Raw genomic sequence first — 20,910 nt, forward strand, 5'->3', positions numbered from 1 at the left:
GCTGCTCACTTTCGCGCTTCCGACCGCGCAACTCCCCGTGAGGTGTCACTTCATGTCCGAAATCATCGCCGGTGTCGCCATTCCCGACAGCACGATCGCCAAGGAGGCGACCGAGCTGATCCGCGACGCCACGGATGAGCTGATCTACCACCACTCCCGCCGGGTCTTCATCTGGGGCGCGCTCCAGGGGCAGAACCGCGGGCTGTCCTTCGACGCGGAACTGCTCTACGTCGGGGCCATGTTCCACGACCTGGGGCTCACCGAGCCGTACCGCGACAACGGCACCCGCTTCGAGATCGACGGCGCCGACGAGGCCCGCAAGTTCCTCGTCTCCCGCGGGATCGACGCGGAGCGCGCGCGGGTCGTGTGGGAGGCCATCGCGCTGCACACCACCCCGGAGATCCCCACCCGGATGGCCCCGGAGATCGCCCTGGTGACGGCGGGCGTGGAGCTGGACGTCCTCGGCATCGGCTACCACGACGTGTCGGACGAGACCCGCGCTCCGGATCGGCCGCTCATACGGGCGCTGAAACCTGCGAAAACACGGCACCGGGTGCCTATTTCTCTGGCACCCGATGCCTACTTTGGCCCCAGGCATAGGAAATTGCGATACCCCCTTTGATCGATCATCGATCACGGTCGTACAGTCGTCGGCGGACTACACCAGAGTCCGCCGCCCTGTCCTGCCAAGACCAAGGGCACCCCCACCCCCCTTCGACTCCGGAAGGCGGCGCATATGACCGACCCCCACCGCATCCAGCCGAGCGAGCTCGACCAGCTCCCGGACCGGGACCCCGAGGAGACCGCCGAGTGGCAGGCGTCGCTCGACGCCGTGGCCGCCGCCGCGGGGCCGCACCGCGCCGCCTACCTGATGCGCCGCACCCTGGAGCGGGCCGAGGGCGCGGGTGTCGCGCTGCCCAAGCTGCTGGAGACCGACTACGTCAACACCATCCCGACCGCCGCCGAGGGCTCCTCCGGCTTCGACGGCGACGAGGAGATGGAGGCCCGGATCACCGCGTGGAACCGGTGGAACGCCGCCGCCATGGTGACCCGCGGCTCGAAGTACGGCGTCGGCGGCCACATCGCCACCTTCGCCTCCGCCGCCTGGCTCTACGAGACCGGCTTCAACCACTTCTTCCAGGGCAAGGAGCGGGACGGCTCCGGCGACCAGCTCTTCATCCAGGGCCACGCCTCCCCCGGCATCTACGCCCGCGCCTTCCTCGACGGCCGCCTCACCGAGGCGCACCTCGACAACTTCCGGCAGGAGGCCGGCGGCAACGGCCTGCCGTCCTACCCGCACCCGCGCCGCCTGCCCTGGCTGTGGGAGTTCCCCACCGTCTCCATGGGCCTCGGCCCGCTCTCCGCGATCTACCAGGCCCGGTTCAACCGGTACCTGACCAACCGCGGCATCAAGGACGTCTCCGCCTCGCACGTGTGGGCGTTCCTCGGCGACGGCGAGATGGACGAGCCCGAGTCGACCGCGGCGCTCGCGCTCGCGGCCCGCGAGGGCCTCGACAACCTGACCTTCGTCATCAACTGCAACCTGCAGCGCCTCGACGGCCCCGTCCGCGCCAACTTCAAGATCGTGCAGGAGCTGGAGGCCCAGTTCCGCGGCGCCGGCTGGAACGTCGTCAAGACGCTGTGGGGCTCCGCCTGGGACGAGCTGTTCGCGCTCGACACCACCGGCGCGCTGGTACGCCGCCTGCGCGAGGTACCGGACGCGCAGGTCCAGACGTACCAGACCCGCGACGCCGCCTACATCCGCGAGGACTTCTTCGGGAAGGACCCCGCGCTCGCCGAGATGGCGAAGCTGCTGTCCGACGACAAGATCATCGAGTGCTTCCACTTCTCGCGCGGCGGCCACGAGTCCCGCAAGGTCTTCGCCGCGTACAAGGCCGCGGTGACCTTCAAGGGCGCCCCGACGGTGATCCTCGCGCAGACCGTCAAGGGCCACACCCTCGGCAAGGGCTTCGCGTCGAAGAACGCCAACCACCAGATGAAGAAGCTGTCCGACGCCGAGTTCAAGGAGATGCGCGACCTCCTCGGGCTGCCGATCCCGGACAGCGCCTTCGACGGCGGCCAGGTGCCCTACGGCCACCCGGGCGCCGACTCCCCCGAGGTCCGCTACCTCCAGGAGCGCCGCGCCGCCCTCGGCGGCCCCGCCCCGGCCCGCCGCGTCCACCCGGTCGCGCCGCTGCCGGCCCCGGCCGACAAGGCGTTCGCCGCGTTCGACAAGGGCTCCGGCTCCCAGGCGGTCGCCACCACCATGGCGTTCGTCCGGCTGGTCAAGGACCTGGTACGGGACAAGGAGACCGGCAAGCGCTGGGTGCCGATCGTCCCCGACGAGGCCCGCACCTTCGGCATGGAGAGCCTCTTCCCCTCCCTCGGCATCTACTCGCCGAAGGGCCAGACGTACGAGCCGGTCGACCGCGACCAGCTGATGTACTACAAGGAGGCCGAGAACGGCCAGATCCTCAACGAGGGGATCACCGAGGCCGGTTCGATGGCCGACTTCATCGCCGCCGCCACCGCGTACTCCACGCACGGCGAAGCGATGATCCCGTTCTACATCTTCTACTCGATGTTCGGCTGGCAGCGCACCGCCGACCAGATGTGGCAGCTCGGCGACCAGCTCGGCCGCGGCTTCCTCGTCGGCGCCACCGCGGGCCGCACCACGCTGACCGGTGAGGGCCTCCAGCACGCCGACGGCCACTCCCCCGTCATCGCCGCCACCAACCCGGCCGCGCTGACCTACGACCCGGCGTTCGCGTACGAGGTCGCCGCCATCGTCAAGGACGGTCTGCGCCGCATGTACGGCGAGGCCGCCCCGGGCGAGGACCCGAACGTCTTCTACTACCTGACGGTCTACAACGAGCCGATGCCGCAGCCGGCGAAGCCGGACGCCCCCGGCATCGACGAGGGCATCGTCAAGGGCCTCTACCGGTTCAAGGAGGGCCAGGGCGCCGAGGGTACGCCGCGCATCCAGCTGCTGGCCTCCGGCACGGCGATCCACTGGGCGCTGGAGGCCCAGAGGCTGCTGGCCGAGGAGTGGGGCGTGACCGCCGACGTGTGGTCCGCGACCTCGTGGACCGAGCTGCGGCGCGACGCGCTGGAGGCCGACGCGGCGCTGCTGCGCGGCGAGGAGCGGGTGCCGTACGTGCGCCAGGCGCTGGCCGACGCACAGGGCCCGGTGCTGGCCGTCAGCGACTACATGCGGCAGGTCCCGGACCAGATCGCGCAGTGGGTGGAGCAGGACTACACCTCGCTGGGTGCCGACGGCTTCGGCCTGTCCGACACCCGCGAGGCGGCCCGCCGCCACTTCGGGGTCGACGCCCAGTCGGTCGTCGTCGCCGCCCTGGCCCAGCTCGCCCGGCGCGGCGAGATCGCGGCCTCCGCGGTGAAGGACGCCCGGGAGCGCTACGGCCTCTGACGCCCCGCGCCCCTGCCCGTGCCCCCGGTCCGCCTCCCCGCGTCCGGGGGCACGGGCATCTGGCGGGATCATGGCGGTATGCGTGCCGCCCGGCTGATCACGATGGTGCTGCTGCTCCAGTCCCGGCCCTCCATGACCGCCGCCGAGCTGGCGCGGGAGCTGGAGGTGTCGGAGCGCACCGTGCAGCGGGACGCGCAGGCCCTGTCCGAGGCGGGCGTCCCGGTGTACGCGGACCGGGGCCGGGCCGGCGGCTACCGGCTGGTCGGCGGCTACCGCACGCGGCTGACCGGGCTGGCCCGCAGCGAGGCGGAGGCGCTGTTCCTCTCGGGCGTGCCGGGCGCCCTGCGGGAGATGGGCCTGGACGACGCCGCGTCGGCGGCCCGGCTGAAGGTGTCCGCCGCGCTGCTGCCCTCCCTGCGGGACGCCCCGGCGTCCGCGGCGCAGCGCTTCCACCTGGACGCGCCCGCCTGGTACCAGGAGCCCGAGACCCCGGAGCTGCTCCCGGCGGTCGCCGAGGCGGTGTGGGCGGACCGGACGGTGCGGGCCCGCTACCGGCGGGGCGACCGCGAGGTGGAGCGGGAGCTCGCCCCGTACGGACTCGTGCTGAAGGCGGGCGTCTGGTACCTGTGCGCGCGAGCGGACGGGGGCTCCTTCCGGGTGTACCGGGTGGACCGCTTCGTCGCCGTGGAACCGTCCGGGGAGGCGTTCGTGCGGGACGGGGGCTTCGATCTGCCGGCGTTCTGGGAGGAGCGGGCGGAGGCGTTCGCCCGCGCCCTGCTGCGCACGCAGGTCGTGGTGCGGCTGTCGGAGGCGGGCGCACGGAGCCTGCCGTACGTGACGGACCGGGCGGCGGCCCGGGAGGCGCTGGCGGCGGCGGACCCGCCGGACTCCGCCGGCCGGGTGACCGTCACCCTTCCGGTGGAGTCCGACGACGTCGCGTACGGCCAGCTGCTGGCCCTCGGCCCGGAGGCCGAGGTGCTGGAGCCGGCGTCCCTGCGGGCCAGGTTCACCGAGGCCGCGGCGCGGCTGCGGCAGCTGTATGCCCCCGGCGGCGGCACGGGCACCGGTCCGGACGGCGGCTGAGCGGGGCGGCGGGCCGTACGGCGGCTGGGCGGCCACGGGGGCGACGAGCGGTACGGCAGCTGAACGGCCACGGGGGTGGCGGGCCGCACGGCAGCTGAGCGGCCACGGGGCGGCGGGCGGTAGCGGCGGGCGGCGCCACACCGGACCCGTGCCGGACCCGCGCCCGCCCCTTCGGACGAAGCTGCTGCGCAGGCGCCCGCTAGCGGTACTCGTCCGCCGACGCCTGCCTGCCGCCGTGGACGACGTCACGGAAGTAGGCCCAGGCGTCCGGCCGGGAGCCGTCCGCGTCGGTGAAGCCGTACTCCGCGGCGAGCTGGGCGCTGTTCAGCGACCGGCCGCTCCAGCGGGCCTTGTCGGGGTCGGCGGCGAGTGCGGCGACGCCGCGGCCGACGTACACCGGCGACTCGGCGATGGCGAAGTGCGGCTCCTTCGCGCAGGCGTCGCGCCAGTTCTCCTCCCGTACGCCGAAGTGGTCGAGCATCTCCTCGGAGCGCAGGAAGCCGGGCGTGAGGGCGACCGCCGTGCCGCCGACGTCCTCCAGGTCGTGCGCGAGGGCGAAGGCCATGCGGATCGGGGCGTTCTTGGCGAGGTCGAAGAAGAAGTTCTCCCGGAAGCGGCGGTTGTACTCGGCGGTGCCGTCGGTCATCTCGACCACCAGGCCGCCGGGACGCCGGACGAGCAGCGGCAGCGCGATGTGGCTGGTGATGGCGTGGCTGCGGATGCCGAGGTCGAGCATGCGCAGGCCCACGTCCAGGTCGGTGTCCCACATCTTGACGCCGAACTCCAGCAGGTGGTCGCCGCCCCAGAGGCTGTTGACGAGGACGTCGAGACGCCCCTGCTCGCGGTCCACGCGGTCCACGAGCGCGCGCACCTGGTCGGGGGCGAGGTGGTCGGTGGGGACGGCGACGCCCCGGCCTCCGGCGGCGGTGACGAGCTCGGCGGTCTCCTCGACGGTCTCGGTGGGCCGGCCGACCTCGCTGGTGTGCGTACGGGTGGTGCGCCCCGTGACGTAGACCGTGGCGCCGGCGGCGCCGAGCTGCACGGCGATGGCCCGGCCGGCGCCCCGGGTGGCTCCGGCGACGAGGGCGACGGTGCCGGCGAGGGGGCGGGGCGTGGTGGTGGTTTCGATGGTCATGGGGGAAACCTGCCACCGAAAGGCGACACCTTCTGTCGGGTATTCCGGCGGCTCTCCGCGGCTTCCCCCGTCGGGCCCTCCGCGGCCGTCCGGCGCACGCGAGCGGAACGACGCTCGGCGGCCGGAAGGCCCCCTGCACCCCCGGCCCGTTCGCGCCGGACCCGGGCTTCCCGCCCGGCGCCCCCGCCGGCTCACTCCGCGTGCGCGGGCGCCCGTCCGGCTCGATGCTGGTCCCGTGATGGACGAGACGGAGTTCTGGGAGATCGTCGACAGCACCCGCGAGGCCGCCGAGGGCGACCCCGACGATCACGCCGAGCTGCTGGTGGAGCGGCTGGTGCAGCTCGATCCGGAAGCGGTCCTGGACTTCGCGCGGCACTTCGAGGCGCGCTACAACCGGGCCTGGTCCTGGGACCTGCTGGCCGCCGCGGTGATCCTGCTCGGCGGGGCGGGCGACGACGCGTTCGACTCCTTCCGCTGCTGGCTCATCGGACAGGGCAGGGAGGTGTTCGAGGGCGCCGTGCACGACGCGGAGTCGCTCGCCGAGCTGCTGGAGGACTTCGACCCGGCGGTCGACGGGGACGGGGAGGAGCTGGGGTACGCGGCGGACGAGGCGTACGAGCAGCTCACCGGCCTTGAGACGCCCGACCTGGGCCTTTCCCCGCCGCCCGACCGCCCCGCCGGGGCCCCGCTGGACGTGGACGACGACGAGGCCCTGGCCGAGCGGCTGCCCCGGCTGTGGGACCGCTTCGGGGGCTGAGCCGCTCGCACCGGGCAGACGAGCGGGCGCCCCGTGGGCGTGTCGTCACGCCGGGTCGACGAGCGGACGCCCCATGAGCACGTCGTCCACGTACGCCCCGTCGAGGAGGAACTCGCCCGGCAGCACGCCCTCCACGGTGAAGCCCTCCGACTCGTAGAGGCGGCGGGCGGGCGTGTTGTGCGCGAGCACGCGCAGCGTCATCCGGACGGCTCCCCGGCGCCGCGCCTCCGCGCACGCGGCCCGCAGCAGGGCCCGCGCGAGCCCGCGGCCCCGCGCCGGCTCGGCGACGGCGAGGCCCTGGATCTGGCGCACGTGCGCGTTGCACCCCAGGGGGGTGGGCGGCACGAACCGCACGTAGCCGACCGGGCGCCCGTCGCCCAGGTCCGCGACGAGGTGGTCCTCGGGGACGTTGCGGTCGCCGAAGAACGGGCCGAACGGCGGTTCGGAGCGGGGCATGACGGCGTGCAGCGTGGACCAGGTGGCGTGGTCGAGGGCGCTCAGGGCGTCGCCGTCCGCCGCGCGAGCAGGCCGTATGAGGGAGGGCTCGGGTGCCGGTGAGGTGCTCATGGCCGCCACTGTGCCACGCGGGGCAGGATGGGCCCATGACTTTTCCCGAGCGCTCCTCCGCCCCCCGGGGACCCGTCCGGCGGGTGGCCGTGACCGGCTCCCACGGACTGATCGGCGCCGCCCTCGTGCGGTCGCTGCGCGCCGACGGCCACGAGGTCGTCCGGCTCGTGCGGCGCCCCCCGCGGACGGCGCACGAGGTGGAGTGGGACCCGAAGCGGCAGTACGTGGACGCGGCAGGGCTCGCCGGCTGCGACGCCGTCGTCCATCTGGCCGGCGCGGGGGTGGGCGACCGGCGGTGGACGGAAGCGTACAAGCGGGAGATCCGGGACAGCCGGGTCCTGGGCACCGCGGCGATCGCGGGGGCAGTGGCGTCGCTGGACGTGCCGCCGGAGGTGCTGGTGTGCGGGACGGCGCTCGGCTACTACGGCGACACGGGCGCGCGGGCGGTGGACGAGTCGGCCCCGGCGGGGGACGGGTTCCTCCCGTCGGTGTGCGTGGAGTGGGAGGAGGCCGCCGCCGCGGCGGAGGAGGCCGGCATCCGCGTGGCCTACGCCCGCACCGGCCTGGTGGTCGCCCGCGAGGGGGGCGCATGGGGGCGGCTGTTCCCGGTGTTCCGCGCGGGTCTCGGGGGGCGCCTCGGGGACGGCCGCCAGTACTGGAGCTTCATCGCCCTGCACGACGAGGTGGCGGCGCTGCGGCACATCATCGACACCCCGGCGCTGTCGGGCCCGGTGAACCTGACGGCCCCCGAGCCGGTCACGAACCGGGAGGTGACGGCGGCGATGGGCAGCGTCCTGCGCCGCCCCACGCCGTTCCCGGTGCCCGCGCCGGTGCTGCGCCTGGTGCTCGGCGACTTCGCGGACGACGTGGTGGGCAGCCAGCGGGTGCTGCCGGCCCGTCTGCTGGAGTCCGGCTTCCGCTTCGCCTTCCCCACGGTGGACGCGGCCATCCGCGCGGCCGCCGCGTAGCGGCCCCGCCGCAACCGCCGCGTAGCTGCCGCGTAGCGGACCCGCCGCACCGGTCGGGCGCCCCTCCGGCGCGGGGCGGCGGGCGCCGCCGGTGCGGCGGACGCGCCGCGGCTCCGCCGGGGACGCTGCGGCGCATCCGCGTCCGGGCGAGGGCCGGCGGCCCGGGCGGGCCGGTTGCCCGGGCCGGGTTCCGGGCCGACGCCCGCACGCGGCCACCAGCGCCGGCCGCAGACCCTCCTGCCCACCTGCGGCGCGCCGCACAAGACGGGGCGCGACGCGGCGACCAGAAGCAGCGCCCTCCCCGCGGGCACCGGCACGCCCCGGCCGCCGGCGCCCACCGCCACCGGCTCCGCGCCGGGGAAGGCGGAAGGCAGAAGGCAGAAGCCCCATGCCCGGGGCGACACCTCCCACCCGTGCCCCACCCGCGGCCTCCCGCCACCGTGGTCCACCGCCACGGGTCCGCCTCAGCCGCCTGCGCGCGGCGGACGCGCCCCGTTGTCCGCGGCCGCATCCCAGGCCGGACCGGCGCAGAGAACGCCCGAGCGCCCGCCACCGGCCCATCCCCGCACCTCACCCGACGAAAGCGCGCCGCCCCGGCCGGTGAGACCGGTGCGGCCCGGCCGGTGAGGCCGGTTCGGTCCGGGCGGTGAGGCCGGTTCGGTCCGGGCGGTGGGGCCGGTGCGTCCGGCCGGTGGGGCCGGCGGGCCCCGCCCGTGGGCCCGGTACGGCCCGGCCCGTGAGGCCGCTGCGGCCCCACCCGTGGCCCCGGTACGGCTCGGCCGGTGAGACCGGTACGGCCCCACCCGTGGCCCCGGTACGGCCCGGCCGGTGAGACCGGTACGGCCCCACCCGTGGGCCCAGTGCGGCCCGGCCGGTGAGGCCGGTTCGGTCTGGCGATGGGCCCGGTGCGTCCGGCCGGTGGGGACGGCGGGGCTCCGCCCATGGGCCGGTGCGGTCCCGGCGGTGGGGCCGGTGGGGTCCGTGGTGTCCGCCGCCGGGGGGACGGCGGGCCCTGCGTCTGCCGTACGTTGCGATCGCCCCCGCGTCCAGTGACGCCCCCTGCGCGGCCCCCTCGCACCCGACCGCTGCCCGTGGCGGGCCCGCGCGACGCGGGCCCGTGCGACTGCACGCCTGTGCGACCTCCGTGCATCGGTGACCCCCTCCGCGCGCGACTGCCCAACACCCGTCGCGGCCCCCTACGCTCTGGTGCCGCCAGAGACGCTCGGGTCCCGAACCCGAGCATTCCGGGGGCCTGTCCAGGGCATGAGCCACCCACGCACCGAACCGTCACCCGGGGAGGGTCACGTGCTCAGTACCACAGATCAGCACGCGGACGTCGTCATCGTCGGAGCGGGGCTCGCGGGGCTGTCCGCGGCCCACCACCTCACCGGCGCCGGCCTCGCCGTACGCGTCCTGGAAGCCGCTCCGCAGGTCGGCGGCCGCATGGCGACCGACCACGTCGACGGGTACCGGCTGGACCGGCTCTGGCACCTGCTCACCACCTCGTCCGCGGAGCTCCAGCGCGCCCCGGGAGTCGACCCCGGCCTGCTGCGCCGCTTCCTCCCGGGCGTACTGGTGCACAGCGGCGGCGGCTGCACCGCACGGGCGAGGTGCGGGGCGGCGCCCGTGCGGCGCTGACCCGGGCCCGCGCGCTGGCGAGCGCTCCGCGGCCGCTGGACCACGCACGGCTCGGCGCCTCGCTGGCCCGCCTCGCGGGCACCCCGACGGAGCGGCTCATGGCCCGGCGGGAACGCCCCGCGATGGAGGCGCTGCTGGCGCGGGGACTGCCGCCGCGCACTGTCGGAACGTTCCTGCGGCCGCTGCTCGCGGCGCTGCTCAGCGACCCGGAGCTGGTCACCTCCAGCCGCTGCGCGGACCTGGCGCTGCGCGGCTTCGCCCGGGGGCGGCTGTGCGTGCCGGGCGGCGGCGCTGCCACGCTGCCGCAGCGGATGGCGGCGGCGCTGCCGGACGGCACGGTGCGGACCGGGGTGCGGGTCAAGGACGCGTCGATCAACCGGGTGCTGACCGCGGAGCACGGCGAGTTCCGCTGCCGCTCCCTGGTGGTGGCGACGGGTGCCCGGGCGGCGGCCGAGCTGCTGCCCGGCCTGCGCGTGCCCGGCTTCCACCCGATGACGGTCCTGCACCACACGGCTCCCGAACCGCCGCCACCGCGGCGTCGCTGGTCCTGGACGCGGACCGGGCCGGGCCCGTGTCGCACACGGCGGTGATGAGCGAGGTCGACCCGTCCCGCGCGCCGAAGGGCCGCACGCTGGTCACGTCGACGGTGCTCGGCACGCCGCCGGACGACCTCGACCGCCGGGTCCGGCGCCATCTGGCGTCGCTGTACGGCACGGACACCGGCGGCTGGGAGCTGCTGGCGGTGCGGCACGACCCGGAGGCCGTCCCGGCCATGCCGCCGCCGCACGACCTGCTGCGCCCGGTGCGCCTGCTGGCCGGCCTGTACGTGTGCGGCGACCACCGGGACGTGAGCACCCCGCAGGGGGCGCTGCACTCGGGCCACCGCGCGGCGCAGGCGATCCTCCGCGACCTGGGACTGCCCCCGGCGCATCCGACCTCCGGCCTGGAGGAGGCCGCCTGACGCACGGGGCGCCGCGGCGGCATCCGACCGGCCGCGGCGGGCGCGCCGCCCGGCGGAGGGAGGAAGGGCCGGCGCGCGGGGGAGGGTCCCGGGGACGGCACGGGGGCGTCCCCGGACCCGCGCGCCCGGGCGACGGGCCGACCCCGGGGCCGCGCGCTGGGCGGCGGGCGGCGGGCGGCGGGCGCCGGCCCCGGGCCCGCGCGCCGGGCGGCGGGCTCAGGCCAGGGCCGCCACCCGGTCGCGGTACGTCCGTACGGCCGCGGCCTCCCGGTAGGGCTCCAGCCGCCGCTCGAAGTCGCGTACGTACTCGGTGGCCCGCGCGGACCGCATCTCGGACGCCTGCTGCGCCGCCTCCGCGCCCAGCGCGCAGGCCTGGTCGAGCTCGCCGAGGCCCAGCCGGGACGCGGCCAGCACGACGCGGCAGAACGTGCGGCTGCGCGTGTAGCCCGGCCCGTACAGCCGCAGCGCCCGCTCGGCGTGCTGGGCGGCGGCCCGGTACTGCTGGAGGTCCCGGTGGCAGTGCGCGAACTCGTCGGCGAGCTGCGCCTCGTCGAAGGGCCGCGCCCAGTACGGCACCTCGTCCCCGGGCCGGGACGCGTCGAGCGACCGCTCGGCGCGCACCAGGGAGGAGGTGCAGGCCCGCACCTCGCCCAGCACCGCGTGCCCGCGCGCCTCCACCGCGTGCAGCAGGGCCAGGACGACGGGCGGCGCGGAGGACCCGATGCCCTGCTGGGCGACGCGGGCGAGCTGCACGGCCTCCCGCCCGTGGCCGAGGTAGACGGCCTGGCGGCTCATGGTGAGCAGGACGTACGAGCCGTACGCCCGGTCCCCCGCCGCCTGCGACAGCCGCAGGGCCTGGACGAAGTACCGCTGGGCCAGGCCGTGCGCGGCGATGTCGTAGGAGGTCCAGCCGGCCAGCCGGGTCAGGTCGGCGGTCGCGCCGAAGAGCCGCCGCCCGACGGCTTCGCCGTAGCAGCCGCGCAGCATCGGCTCGGCCTCGTGCTCCAGGTACCGGACGAGGGCCTGCCGGGCGTGGCCGCCGCCGTAGGCGTGGTCGAGGGTGCGGAAGAGTTCGCTGACGGAACGCAGGGCGGCGATGTCGCCGCCGGTCACCCGCTGGCCGGGGCCGCGTTCCGTGCCGCGCTGCCGGGGCACCGCGAGCGCCGTGGCGCCGCGGCCCGGGCCGCCGGGGCGCCGGCCGGCCCGGTGGCGACGCCCGGCGCCGCGCCGAGACCCGCGGACGGGCCGTACGGGCCGGTGCGGGCGCCGGGTCCGGCGGGGCCCGGCAGGCCCGTGTGGCCGCCGCGCGGGGCCGCCGGCCCGGTCGTGCCCCCTCGGGGCGGGGCCCCGCCGGGTGCGGCGGTGCCGCCCTGGCCGGGCTGCTCGGTGCCCGCGCGCCCCGGTGCGCCGCGACCCTGCGCCGGTACGCGCCCCGGCGGGCCGCCCGCGGGGGTGCAGTGGGCGGGCTCGGCCCGGCCGACCCGCTCGTCGGCGCGGCCGATCAGCCAGTCCCGGCTGGGCACGACGAGCCCCGCCGGGGTGAAGGCGATCTTCCGGAGCTCGGTGTGGCTGCCGGAGTCCTTGCGCCACAGGCCGCTGACGATGTCGACGGCCTCCTCGGGCGTGGCGGCGAACTCCAGGCCCGCGTAGACGGGGGCGCACGCGTCGAGGCCGAGGTCCTGCGCCGACAGCCGCCGCCCGAGGCGCCGTGTGAACACCTCGGCGATCAGCGCGGGCGTGGTGCCGCGCGGCTGCTGGCCGCGCAGCCACCGGGTGACGGAGGTCTTGTCGTAGCGGAGGTCGAGTCCGTGCTCCAGGCCCAGCTGATCCACCCGTCTGGCGAGTCCCGCGTTGGAGAAGCCTGCCTCGGCGATCAAGGCGGCGAGCTGGCGGTTCGGGGTGCGCTGCGGGGGTCGATCCGTCATCAGCTGTGCGGTCTCCTGCCTTCCGGGCCGGGTGCGGCCCCCTTGGAACGGCGCGAATTTAGCCGCCGCCGACGCCCGTACCGCCACCTTCGCCCCACATTCATCCGATCGTGTGAGGATTGACCCCGGCGCTGACGGGTCGGACCTGGCCGACCCGACCGACCGGCCCCGCCGTACAGTGGCAGGGCGTGTCAGGCGCTTTTGCCTACGTTGGGAGACGGTGCCGTGAGTGAGCTGCGATTCGTCCACCTGGGCTTCGGGGACGCCCGGATGGAGTACCAGGAAGCCTGGGACCGGCAGCGCGACGTCCACGCCGCCCGCTTCGCGGACGAGATCCCCGACACCTGCCTGCTGCTGGAGCACCCGCCCGTCTACACGGCGGGGCGGCGCACCGCCGACAACGAGCGCCCGCTCGACGGCACGCCCGTCGTGGACGTGGACCGCGGCGGCAAGATCACCTGGCACGGACCCGGGCAGCTGGTCGGCTACCCGATCATGAAGCTGCCGCGTCCCGTGGACGTCGTGGCGCACGTGCGCCGCCTGGAGGAGGCGCTGATCCGCACGGCGGCGGAGTTCGGCCTGGAGACGAGCCGGGTGGAGGGCCGCAGCGGCGTGTGGGTGCTGGGCGACCCGGTGCAGCAGCCCCCTTCCCTCGGCGGGCTGTCCCTGGACCTGGACCCGCGGATGCTCGACGACGAGTTCGACCCGCGCCTCAACGGCCCCGAGTACGCCCCGTCGAACGCGGGCCAGCGCCGCGAGGACCGCAAGCTGGCGGCCATCGGCATCCGGGTCGCGAAGGGCGTCACCATGCACGGCTTCGCCCTGAACGTGAACCCGGACAACACCTGGTTCGACCGGATCGTGCCGTGCGGGATCCGGGACGCCGGGGTGACGTCGCTGGCGAACGAGCTCGGCCGGGACGTGACCGTGCAGGAGGTCGTGCCGGTGGTCGAGCGGCACCTGCGGGACGTCATGGCGGGCGCTGACCTGCGGCCCCGCGAGGTCATGCGTGACGGGGAGGCGGAGCCGGCCAACGCCTGACGGCCAGGGGGGAATGCGTCCCCCGGCCGGAGGTTGGCCGGACGGAGGACCGCACATTTGACGGGCGTACCCTGGGGTTCGCCGAAGAATCGAAAGTCGCGTGAGCAGAAAGGGGTGCCAGCCGTGTCCGCAGTCGCACCCGACGGACGCAAGATGCTGCGCCTGGAGGTCCGGAACAGCCAGACCCCCATCGAGCGCAAGCCCGAGTGGATCAAGACCCGGGCGAAGATGGGCCCCGAGTACAACCAGCTGCAGAAGCTCGTGAAGAGCGAGGGGCTGCACACGGTGTGCCAGGAAGCGGGCTGCCCCAACATCTTCGAGTGCTGGGAGGACCGCGAGGCGACCTTCCTCATCGGCGGCGACCAGTGCACCCGGCGCTGCGACTTCTGCCAGATCGACACGGGCAAGCCGCAGGCCCTCGACCGGGACGAGCCGCGCCGCGTGGGCGAGTCCGTGGTCGCGATGGACCTGAACTACGCCACGATCACGGGCGTCGCCCGCGACGACCTGGAGGACGGCGGCGCCTGGCTGTACGCGGAGACGGTGCGGCAGATCCACGCGATGACCGCGGACCGCGAGGCCGGCCACACCAAGGTCGAGCTGCTGATCCCCGACTTCAACGCGGTGCCCGAGCAGCTCGCGGAGGTCTTCTCGTCCCGCCCCGAGGTGCTGGCGCACAACGTGGAGACGGTGCCGCGGATCTTCAAGCGGATCCGCCCGGCGTTCCGCTACGAGCGTTCGCTCAAGGTCATCACGGAGGCCCGCGCGGCGGGCCTGGTGACGAAGTCGAACCTCATCCTCGGCATGGGCGAGACCCGCGAGGAGGTCAGCGAGGCGCTCCAGGACCTGCACGAGGCCGGCTGCGAGCTGATCACCATCACCCAGTACCTGCGCCCGTCCGTGCGCCACCACCCGGTGGAGCGCTGGGTGAAGCCGCAGGAGTTCGTGGAGCTGAAGGAGGAGGCTGAGGAGATCGGCTTCTCCGGTGTCATGTCCGGCCCCCTGGTCCGCTCCTCCTACCGCGCGGGCCGGCTCTTCCAGCAGGCCATGGAGGCCCGCGGCGCCGCGTCCGCGGAGGTGCCCGCCGCCCCCGCGGTGTGAGGTCGCGCACACGGACGACCGACGGCCCGTACCGCCCCGCAGGCAGCGGAGGCGGACGGGCCGTCGGCGTGTTGTCCGGCGTTTGACCCGCCGGACATGCCTTGGTAACACCAGGGAGTGACACTGGGCCCACGCACCGCACATGGGACGCCGCCGCAGCGCCCGGCTCCCCCACCGCACCGCCCGCGCATCCCAGCACACGACGACCATCCGCTCACCCGCCGAGGGGGACACCGACATGCAGGCAGCGAGTCAGCCCGTCCGCGCCCACACCGCGCCGTCCGTGACGGGCGCACTGCGCGCCGTCGAGGCCCTGCTGCTGGGCCGCGGCCAGCGCGTCGCGCGCCGCAACGCCTGGACCTCCGTACTGGAGGACCGCCGCAGGGCCAAGGACCGGATCGAGGCGCAGCACGTACTGGAGGCCGCGGCGAGCCGCTCGTCGTCGGCCACGTAAACTTCTGAGCATGGCGAGGAAGGCACATTCAGACAGCGGTGACGCTGCTGCGAACCCCGGGCGACTGAAGCAGATCGCCCTGACGTACAAGATGACCCGTCGGGCCGATCCGAAGATCGGGCTTGTCATCGCGGGCGTGGGGATCGTCGTCTTCGGCGCCCTCCTCGCGCTCGGCTTCCTGATCGGCCACCCGGTCTACCTGGGCATCCTGGGCTTCCTGCTGGCCTTCCTGGCGATGGCGATCATCTTCGGGCGGCGCGCGGAGCGGGCGGCGTTCGGGCAGATGGAGGGCCAGCCGGGGGCCGCCGCGGCCGTCCTGCAGAACATCGGGCGCGGCTGGACGACCACCCCGGCCGTGGCGATGAACCGCAACCAGGACGTGGTGCACCGGGCGGTGGGCCGCCCCGGCATCGTGCTGATCGGCGAGGGCAACCCGAACCGGCTGAAGGGCCTGCTCGCGGCGGAGAAGAAGCGGATGGCCAGGATCGTGCTGGACGTCCCGGTGCACGACTTCGTCGTCGGCAACGGCGAGGACCAGGTGCCGCTGAAGAAGCTCCGCACGACCATGCTGAAGCTGCCGCGCGTCCTCACGGCCGCGCAGGTCACGGTCGCGAACGACCGGCTGCGTGCGATGGGCGACATGCTGAGCAACATGCCCGTGCCAAAGGGGCCGCTCCCGAAGGGTATGCGCATGCCGCGCGGCGGCCGCCTCCGCTGAGGCCTCACCGCACAGCACACGGGCGAGGGGCGCCCCGGTTCTCCCGGGGCGCCCCTCGCCCGTCCGCGTGCGCGGCGTCAGTGGGTGGGCGCGTCAGCGGTGCGCGGCAGCCGGGGGATGCGCGGCGTCCGTCGCGTGCTCGCATCAGCGCGTGTGCGGGCCAGTAGTGCGCGGCGGCAGCGCGGGTGGGGCATGTGGTGCGCGGCGTCAGCGCATGAGCGACGTCGCGGGTGCACGGCGTCCGTCGCGTGCTCGCATCAGCGCGTGTGCGGCGTCAGTGGGTGTGCAGCGTCAGCGCGTGAGCGGCGTCAGCGCGTGAACGACGTCAGCGCGTGAACGACGTCCTGGGTGCGTGAGGCCGGCGCATGAGCGCAGTCAGCCCATGAGCGCCGCCAGTAGGAGCGGCGGCGTCAGTAGGTTCAACGGGGTCAGTAGGTGCGGCGGGGTCAGTGGGTGCGCACCTGCACGGCGTGGGACAGCCGGTCGTGGAGCCCGCGGCCGTCCCGGTCCCATACGAGGGCCGGAAGGGCGAGGCACAGCAGCGCGGTCCGCAGCACCACCCGCACCAGGCCCAGCCGCTCCCCGTCGACGGAGATGACCCGCAGCCCCAGCAGCCGCTTGCCCGGCGTGGAGCCGATGGTGCCGACGGTGAGGACGCTCAGCACGAAGAGCACGCCGAGCGCCCAGTTCCCCGCCGCCCCGGTGTCACCGCGCGTGATGAGACCGTATGCGATCATCATGCACAGGGACCAGTCGATGAAGAGGGCGCCGAACCGCCGCCCGAGGGGGGCGATGGATCCCGGCCCGTGCTCCGGCAGCCCGAGCCGCTCGCCCTGGTAGCCGAAGTCGACACCCATCTGCTCGGCCGCCGCGCGCGGCCCGGACAGCCACGATCCGATTGCTTGCCTGTTGTCCACCCGTACACGGTACTGCGGCTCCTTTGGATCACTACGGACCGGGTGCGGGTGCCGGGCGGTCGGCCGCACCGCGGCACTACGGGCCGGGTGCGGGCGCCGCGGGGCCGGACGCACCGCGGCCAAGCCGGTTAACGCAGGCGAAACAAATGGGTCATGCTTGAGAAATGCCCCGTCCCTATGGTCAGGTCCAGCGTGTGCCACCGCACTGGCCGCACGACCCAGCTGCAACCCCGCCCTCCTCCGGGTGGGAATGAGGAGGAGTGGGATGTTCCAGAACGCCGAGGAAGTCCAGAAGTTCATCAAGGACGAGGACGTCAAGTTCGTCGACGTCCGGTTCTGCGACCTGCCGGGCGTGATGCAGCACTTCACGATCCCGGCCTCGGTCTTCGACCCGGACGAGGAGCTGGCCTTCGACGGCTCGTCGATCCGCGGCTTCCAGGCCATCCACGAGTCCGACATGGCGCTGCGCCCGGACCTGTCCACGGCCCGCCTGGACCCGTTCCGCCGCGACAAGACGCTGAACGTCAACTTCTTCATCCACGACCCGATCACGGGCGAGCAGTACAGCCGCGACCCGCGCAACATCGCGAAGAAGGCGGAGGCGTACCTCGCCTCCACCGGCATCGCGGACACCGCGTTCTTCGGGCCCGAGGCGGAGTTCTACGTCTTCGACTCGGTCCGCTTCAGCACCTCCGCGAACGAGGGCTTCTACCACATCGACTCCGAGGCGGGCGCCTGGAACACCGGTGCGGTCGAGGACAACCGCGGCTACAAGGTCCGCTACAAGGGCGGCTACTTCCCGGCCCCGCCGGTCGACCACTTCGCCGACCTGCGCGCCGAGATCTCCCTGGAGCTGGAGAAGTCCGGCCTCCAGGTCGAGCGCCAGCACCACGAGGTGGGCACCGCCGGCCAGGCGGAGATCAACTACAAGTTCAACACCCTGCTGGCCGCCGCCGACGACCTGATGCTCTTCAAGTACATCGTGAAGAACGTCGCGTGGCGCAACGGCAAGACCGCGACCTTCATGCCGAAGCCGATCTTCGGCGACAACGGCTCCGGCATGCACGTCCACCAGTCCCTGTGGATGGGCGGCGAGCCGCTGTTCTACGACGAGGCCGGCTACGCGGGCCTGTCGGACACCGCCCGCTACTACATCGGCGGCATCCTGAAGCACGCCCCGTCGCTGCTCGCCTTCACCAACCCGACGGTGAACTCCTACCACCGCCTGGTCCCCGGCTTCGAGGCCCCGGTCAACCTGGTCTACTCGCAGCGCAACCGCTCCGCCGCGATGCGCATCCCGATCACCGGCTCGAACCCGAAGGCCAAGCGCGTCGAGTTCCGCGCCCCGGACCCGTCCTCCAACCCGTACCTGGCCTTCTCGGCGCTGCTCCTCGCGGGCCTGGACGGCATCAAGAACAAGATCGAGCCGGCCGAGCCGATCGACAAGGACCTCTACGAGCTCGCCCCCGAGGAGCACGCGGGCGTCCCGCAGGTCCCGACCAACCTCTCCGCGGTCCTCGACGCCCTGGAGGAGGACAACGAGTACCTCCAGGCCGGCGGCGTCTTCACGTCCGACCTGATCGAGACGTGGATCGACTACAAGCGCACCAAGGAGATCGAGCCGATCCAGCTGCGGCCGCACCCGCACGAGTTCGAGCTGTACTTCGACCTCTGAGAGGCATGGTCGGGCGACCTGGGCTGAAGCCCTGAAAACAGGCTGTGACCTGCGAAAACTTTTCTCAGTAGTTCTCGCTGCCACCGCTTGCTTCCCGCCCCCTTGTGCACCGAGTGTGCACCGCCCGGCCGATTCACTGACTTGATGTCAGGAGCAACCGCGAGGGCTGCTACCCACAGTCGGGGTGGCAGCCCTCGTCGGCTTTGCTCCTTATGTACGGCGGCAGCATTTCCTGGCCTCCTGGTAACCGGCCAGGCCGACGACCTGCGGCTTTGACTGCACCAGGGCGCCGACCTGGGCCTTCCGGTGATGACTGGCGGAGTCCCACGCCGTCCACGCCAGGCGCGCACCGGTGGCCCTTGCCGGGGCCCGGCCCGGAAGTCTCGTCATCGCCCCGAACGGGACCGCCCCCCGAGACGGTGGCGGCCCTGCGGGATGCCGGCGCTCGGCTGGTGACGGCTCCCGCAGGGCGGTTCCTCATCGTTCGGGCCGCTGCTGGTCGGGCACACTCGCAGGCTCGCCAGGTGGGGCTGATGCGAGGATGATCCTCCACTACCTGGGGGGCTCCATCCATATGTCCGGTTCGCTCACCATCCGTCGCATACTCGGGGACCGCCCCTTCGCCGAGATCGGCACGCCCTCGGCCGTGGCTGTCGACGAGGAGCGCGGCCTCGTCGCTGTGGGTGGCAACCTGGGGTATCTGCAATGGTCCGGGTGCGGGACCGCCAAGGACCGGTGGCGGCCGTACCGGGTGGGAATCTATGACACGGGGGATCTGCGGTGCCGGTGGGTCCTGGAATCCCGGTGGCCCGTACATTCCTTTGCCTTCCATCCGACGCTGCCGGTCGTGGCTGTGGGGACCGGGGCGTATGACGGGGGCTACTTCTTCGAGGGTGAGCTGCTGATCCTCGATCTGGAGTCGGAACGCTCGACCTCGGTCATACATGGGGCACGCGAGGTGCTGCACGTCGGTTGGGAGAGCAAGCGGACTCTGCGCGTCGTGGTGGCTCCGCCCGACGACTGCGACTACGACGAGGCGCACACCCATGGATTCGCCGCGGTCGTCGAGCGGTCCGACTGGAGCGATGTCGCGCCCGGCTCGGTACGGCAGGAAGAGCTGAGCGGACAGTGGGTCGAGTGCGAGCGGCCCAGGATGGAGGCGGCGGCCGATCGGGGCACAGAGTCGCTTGCAGGGTTGGCCGGAAACCCGTGGTGGGAGCCGCGCCGACAGGTTTGGGACGTACAGGGGCTGCGGGACGGGCGGGTACTGGCCTGCTCGGACGGTGTGCTGGCCGAGGCATGGCTGCCCGACGGGCGTCTGGAGTGGCGCGTCCCGGACGAGGAGGGCGGGCGGCAATTCGCGATCCGGGCCGGTCAGCGCGACGCCTGGGTCAATGTGGAACGGCGGCGAGTGCGCTGGGTGGGCCGGGAACGGGTGACCGAGCCACCGCTCGTCGCCCGGGTCTCCCTCGAGGACGGGAAGGTGCTCGACTCCCTCCGTGTCGACACTTCCGTCGCACTCACCTCGCGCGACGACGGCTGGCTGGCGCTCCGCTCCACGGCCTGGGACCGCCACCCGGAGCCGACCGCCCTGATCAGCCCTGCAGGCGAAGGCCCCGAGGTGCGGGTGCCGCTGGGGGGATTCGACCTCTTCAACCACGCTTTTCCGATCCGCCACAGCAGGCAACTGCTCTTCCTCCAGGGCAAGGAGCGCGAGCCATGGCGGGACAAGTGGGTGGTCGCCGTCGATCCGGCCTGCCCGGACGGTGAGCCCTCGGTGCGACAGCTGTTCCCCCTCGACTGGGACGCCAAGCGCGCCAGGCACCTCTTCGGCGGGCCCGGCATCGAGATCGGCCATGCGGAGAACCGCGACCTGGTGCACGCGGGGGCCGTGCATGACGGTGCCGGCCTGTTGCCCGGCAACGCCTTCGTCGTACGGCGGAGTCTCGGGGACGGAGCTGCGCGCTGGACGTTCACCGCCGACTTCCCGGCCACCGCCCTGGACGGGGACGACGACACGGTTTACGTCGCCTTCAACTCCGGCGAGCTGGTGGCCCTGCGCACCTCGGACGGGGCCGTGCGGTGGCGGCAGCAACTGGTGGTAGGCGGCCAACCCGTCGTGCCGCTGTCACTCACACGTACCGAGGCGGGGCGGCTGCTGATCGGCACGGTGGACGGGCGGATCCTCGACTGTTCCGTGGCCGACTCAGCGGGTCACCAGCCGAGTCCGATGGTTCGGTGACCGGCTCGGCGCCGGGCGCCGCCAGGACGAAGCGCCGTCCCCTCCGCTCCCCCATATGCAGACCATGTGATGTGCCTCCTCCGGCACCTCGTCCCAGGTGTCCAAAGTCAGCCGTGCATCCAGGATGGAGGGTCCGGCCAGGAACAGTCGCTGGTTGTTCGCCAGGGGCACCGGTTGTGCACCGAGCACCTCTGGGAAAGGGCGTTGATGCACGTCAGAAGCCGTTCCCTACGGTACTTCGACCTCTAAAAAAGCGGGCTGGGCCATGGCTTGACCGATGGTCCGTCCGGAACGGGCC

Annotated in this window: 15 protein-coding genes and 1 pseudogene; 12 read left to right on the top strand and 4 right to left on the bottom strand. The window is 73.7% G+C overall.

The window, feature by feature from the left end; genetic code table 11:
* The first annotated feature begins 52 nt into the window (after nucleotides 1-52).
* The 3 genes from L6E17_RS09990 (at nucleotide 53) to L6E17_RS10000 (ending at nucleotide 4,513) form a co-directional block, all read left to right on the top strand.
* On the top strand, nucleotides 53-622 hold the full coding sequence (locus L6E17_RS09990) for an HD domain-containing protein (protein ID WP_236240436.1): 570 nt from the start codon (nucleotides 53-55) through the stop codon (nucleotides 620-622).
* Between the two features lie 114 nt (nucleotides 623-736).
* Nucleotides 737-3,430: a pyruvate dehydrogenase (acetyl-transferring), homodimeric type gene (aceE, locus tag L6E17_RS09995; RefSeq protein WP_236240437.1), complete on the top strand. Its 2,694-nt coding sequence runs from the start codon at nucleotides 737-739 to the stop codon at nucleotides 3,428-3,430.
* Nucleotides 3,431-3,508: 78 nt separating this feature from the next.
* Nucleotides 3,509-4,513 carry a YafY family protein gene (locus L6E17_RS10000; RefSeq protein WP_236240438.1) on the top strand — a complete coding sequence of 335 codons (1,005 nt, stop codon included), beginning with the start codon at nucleotides 3,509-3,511 and terminating at the stop codon, nucleotides 4,511-4,513.
* Between the two features lie 199 nt (nucleotides 4,514-4,712).
* Here L6E17_RS10000 and L6E17_RS10005 read toward each other — a convergent pair whose 3' ends face one another.
* The gene (locus L6E17_RS10005) at nucleotides 4,713-5,648 is read right to left on the bottom strand and encodes an SDR family oxidoreductase (RefSeq protein WP_236240439.1); all 936 of its coding nucleotides are present in this window, start codon (nucleotides 5,646-5,648) and stop codon (nucleotides 4,713-4,715) included.
* Between the two features lie 238 nt (nucleotides 5,649-5,886).
* Here L6E17_RS10005 and L6E17_RS10010 point away from each other — a divergent pair, with 238 nt between their 5' ends.
* Nucleotides 5,887-6,405 (top strand): DUF4240 domain-containing protein, encoded by a 519-nt coding sequence (locus L6E17_RS10010; protein ID WP_236240863.1) that lies wholly within the window; start codon nucleotides 5,887-5,889, stop codon nucleotides 6,403-6,405.
* A gap of 45 nt (nucleotides 6,406-6,450) precedes the next feature.
* Here the strand turns inward: L6E17_RS10010 and L6E17_RS10015 are convergent, their stop codons facing one another.
* Entirely contained in the window at nucleotides 6,451-6,972 is a 522-nt protein-coding gene (locus tag L6E17_RS10015; RefSeq protein ID WP_236240440.1) for a GNAT family N-acetyltransferase, read from the bottom strand.
* 35 nt (nucleotides 6,973-7,007) lie between these two features.
* Here L6E17_RS10015 and L6E17_RS10020 point away from each other — a divergent pair, with 35 nt between their 5' ends.
* Together L6E17_RS10020 and L6E17_RS10025 are read left to right on the top strand one after the other, a co-directional pair.
* Nucleotides 7,008-7,940 (top strand): TIGR01777 family oxidoreductase, encoded by a 933-nt coding sequence (locus L6E17_RS10020; RefSeq protein WP_236240441.1) that lies wholly within the window; start codon nucleotides 7,008-7,010, stop codon nucleotides 7,938-7,940.
* 1,263 nt (nucleotides 7,941-9,203) lie between these two features.
* Nucleotides 9,204-10,539, top strand: a pseudogene (locus tag L6E17_RS10025) (NAD(P)/FAD-dependent oxidoreductase).
* 216 nt (nucleotides 10,540-10,755) lie between these two features.
* On the opposite strand, the gene L6E17_RS10030 reads toward L6E17_RS10025, so the two are convergent.
* Nucleotides 10,756-12,522 (bottom strand): hypothetical protein, encoded by a 1,767-nt coding sequence (locus L6E17_RS10030; protein WP_374109044.1) that lies wholly within the window; start codon nucleotides 12,520-12,522, stop codon nucleotides 10,756-10,758.
* A 167-nt stretch (nucleotides 12,523-12,689) separates the two neighbouring features.
* On the opposite strand from L6E17_RS10030, the gene lipB reads away from it, so the two are divergent.
* The 4 genes from lipB to L6E17_RS10050 all read left to right on the top strand — a co-directional run bounded on the left by lipB (nucleotide 12,690) and on the right by L6E17_RS10050 (nucleotide 15,778).
* Nucleotides 12,690-13,505, top strand: coding sequence for a lipoyl(octanoyl) transferase LipB (lipB, locus tag L6E17_RS10035; protein ID WP_236240443.1), 816 nt, complete (start codon nucleotides 12,690-12,692; stop codon nucleotides 13,503-13,505).
* 123 nt (nucleotides 13,506-13,628) lie between these two features.
* Nucleotides 13,629-14,606, top strand: a complete 978-nt coding sequence (lipA, locus tag L6E17_RS10040; protein ID WP_236240444.1) for a lipoyl synthase — start codon at nucleotides 13,629-13,631, stop codon at nucleotides 14,604-14,606.
* A 238-nt stretch (nucleotides 14,607-14,844) separates the two neighbouring features.
* Complete coding sequence (locus L6E17_RS10045) at nucleotides 14,845-15,060, top strand: hypothetical protein (RefSeq protein ID WP_236240864.1); 216 nt, start codon at nucleotides 14,845-14,847, stop codon at nucleotides 15,058-15,060.
* Between the two features lie 10 nt (nucleotides 15,061-15,070).
* On the top strand, nucleotides 15,071-15,778 hold the full coding sequence (locus L6E17_RS10050) for a DUF4191 domain-containing protein (protein WP_236240445.1): 708 nt from the start codon (nucleotides 15,071-15,073) through the stop codon (nucleotides 15,776-15,778).
* Nucleotides 15,779-16,224: 446 nt separating this feature from the next.
* Here the strand turns inward: L6E17_RS10050 and L6E17_RS10055 are convergent, their stop codons facing one another.
* Nucleotides 16,225-16,695, bottom strand: coding sequence for an RDD family protein (locus tag L6E17_RS10055; RefSeq protein WP_236240446.1), 471 nt, complete (start codon nucleotides 16,693-16,695; stop codon nucleotides 16,225-16,227).
* 265 nt (nucleotides 16,696-16,960) lie between these two features.
* Here L6E17_RS10055 and glnA point away from each other — a divergent pair, with 265 nt between their 5' ends.
* Both glnA and L6E17_RS10065 read left to right on the top strand, forming a co-directional pair.
* Entirely contained in the window at nucleotides 16,961-18,370 is a 1,410-nt protein-coding gene (gene glnA / locus L6E17_RS10060; RefSeq protein WP_236240447.1) for a type I glutamate--ammonia ligase, read from the top strand.
* A gap of 541 nt (nucleotides 18,371-18,911) precedes the next feature.
* Nucleotides 18,912-20,612 (top strand): hypothetical protein, encoded by a 1,701-nt coding sequence (locus tag L6E17_RS10065; RefSeq protein WP_236240448.1) that lies wholly within the window; start codon nucleotides 18,912-18,914, stop codon nucleotides 20,610-20,612.
* The last annotated feature ends 298 nt before the right edge of the window (nucleotides 20,613-20,910 follow it).

It is taken from the genome of Streptomyces sp. CC228A (genome assembly GCF_021390935.1).
Classification (GTDB): domain Bacteria; phylum Actinomycetota; class Actinomycetes; order Streptomycetales; family Streptomycetaceae; genus Streptomyces.